We start from the raw sequence: 1,323 nt of genomic DNA, 5'->3' as shown, positions 1-1,323 counted from the left end.
AATGGTGCGTACAGATTTACACATTGATAGCACCGTAGTTTCTAAGCTCTTCGTATTGAGGAGTATTTTTTATGAAGATAGGGTCCAAATCTAAGTGTGAAATAAATCGATCAAGCAGGTGTTCATTGAAATAGCGAGCTTTCCACGATGCAATAGAACACATTTTGGATTTGGAATTTTCAACCGCCTCCCTGTCTTGTTTTTTCAACAAATTTAGTGTGGTTAAGGAGGCGTTGAAATGAAAATTCAAAGAGTCTTTTCTTCGAGCTTGGCAATCAGTAAGACCGGTAAATTGTTTTGCGTCTCGAAAAAGAAACTCAATTTGGAAGCGAGATTTATACATGCTGAAAATGTCTAAGGCACTAAGGGTCAAATCTGTTGAAAAAAATAAAATATGACGCTGTTTTTTAGGATTTCGTTGATCCAACAGGCAAACGACTCTGATATTACGTTTAAAGCGAGATGAATTAAGATCTGCTGTGTACAGAGAAATACCTGGTTCGATTTCACTAACGAAATCCCATCTGGAAAGATCATTGAATTTGACTTTGCCATCATATTTCTTTTTTGCACCTCTACCTTTTTTTTGAGGCCCTTTGTAAAGGTACCGAAGATCAGCATCTTTTCTTAAACGACCAATTTGATGGAGGTTCATGCCAACAATACCGTCTATAAAACGGGTTTTTGAGTAAAAACCATCGGTGGCAATATGAGTAATTCCATGCTCTTGCAAGTATGTTAGATTTCGCTTAATTTGTTGAAGGTAGAAATCGATCCGATTTTCTTCTTCTTTACCGATTTCGCTACTTGAAGGAGTTTGTTCAACAGAAAGGTTGTATGCGGTGTTATAATCCAGATCAACTATTGCAAGTGATGAGATTTCCTGTCCATTTTTAGAACGGCCTGCGACTCCACTCCAAAATTTGTCAATGCCGTAACTGTGTTTTCCGCTTTTAGGGACATACGAAGCATCAATGGCAGCCATTTTTCTATTTGTTTTAGGGATGGTTTCAGAAATCAGTAGATGATTCAACATACTGAAATCGAAGGGCTTTCTAAAATTTCTTGAGATGGTTTTTTCATTCATAGCACAATAACGACTTAGGTTACGGAAGTTCATGCGACCCCGAAGCATAGAAATTGTTGAAAATAGAATTAATAAGAAGTTCTTCTGTGGTTTAGATACTTTTGGCATTTGAGATAAAAACCATTCTATTGTTTTCATAAGAGGCCTCCTAAGTTGAAATGAAGTTTTGAGTAAAATATCATTTTTAAAAGTCGGAGTAAATCTTGTGTATTGCTTTTTTTCACATCATAAAAAAA

At 36.1% G+C, this 1,323-nt stretch carries 1 protein-coding gene; it reads right to left on the bottom strand.

What is annotated here, in order from left to right:
- Window positions 1-16: 16 nt before the first annotated feature.
- On the bottom strand, window positions 17-1,225 hold the full coding sequence (locus MTBBW1_RS27155) for a transposase (RefSeq protein ID WP_080810127.1): 1,209 nt from the start codon (window positions 1,223-1,225) through the stop codon (window positions 17-19).
- Window positions 1,226-1,323: the final 98 nt, after the last annotated feature.

This window comes from Desulfamplus magnetovallimortis (assembly GCF_900170035.1).
Classification (GTDB): domain Bacteria; phylum Desulfobacterota; class Desulfobacteria; order Desulfobacterales; family Desulfobacteraceae; genus Desulfamplus; species Desulfamplus magnetovallimortis.
The sequence above is the reverse complement of the archived record's forward strand: the minus strand, read 5'-3'. Positions and strand labels throughout refer to the sequence as shown.

Coding starts and splice junctions, on each gene's coding strand:
- MTBBW1_RS27155 (WP_080810127.1), bottom strand. CDS start 1,225: ATGAAAACAATAGAATGGTTTTTATCTCAAATGCCAAAAGTATCTAAA.